This is a genomic window from Synechococcus sp. R8-2, assembly GCF_047461715.1.
Lineage (GTDB): Bacteria > Cyanobacteriota > Cyanobacteriia > Thermostichales > Thermostichaceae > Thermostichus.
Genome location: NZ_JANSHQ010000657.1, coordinates 1 through 642 on the forward strand (window position 1 = coordinate 1; position 642 = coordinate 642).

At 57.9% G+C, this 642-nt stretch carries 1 protein-coding gene; it reads right to left on the reverse strand.

What is annotated here, in order from left to right; translation table 11 throughout:
- The coding region (locus NW819_RS13585) for a SpoIIE family protein phosphatase (RefSeq protein ID WP_414414073.1) at nucleotides 1-642 on the reverse strand (642 nt) is incomplete at both ends.

The window sequence follows — 642 nt, forward strand, 5'->3', positions numbered from 1 at the left end:
GTCCATGCCATCCTTGACTTTCTCCCCGGCCTGGGTGAGCTGCGACACCACCACCTCCCGAACTCGCCAGAGGATCTCCGCCGGCGACTCCAAGCCCTCCTCCAGCACGGCTTTATGGAGCGCATTCGCACATACGATGCTCACAAAGGCTCCCGGAACGCCATGCCCTGTCGCATCCGCCACCCCCAGAAAAATATACCGCTCCGTCTCTTCAAGCCAGTAGAAGTCCCCCGCCACAATATCCCGAGGCTTGTAGAGCAGAAAACTTTCTGGCAAGAGCCGCTGCCACTTTTCTGCGGAGGGCAGGATGGCCCGCTGAATCCGCTCGGCGTACCGAATGCTGTCCAGAATCTCTTCGTTTTTCTCTAATAGGGTCTCTGCCTGCTGCTGGATGATGCGATTGGACTCTTCCAGGGCCTGGTTGGTGGATTTGAGTTCGGCGTTGTACTGCTCCAGCGCGAGGTTTTTCTGCTGGATTTCATCGGATTGCTTCTGGATAAGGTCCCTTTGCTGGCGGATTTTTCGGTACAGGATGGCGAAGGTGACGAGGCCTATCAGGGCGATGCCGAGTGCGAGGAGGGAGAGGTTACGCTGGGTTTCTCGCTGCCGAAGCTGAGCGGCGGCGAGTGCGCGTTCTTTTTC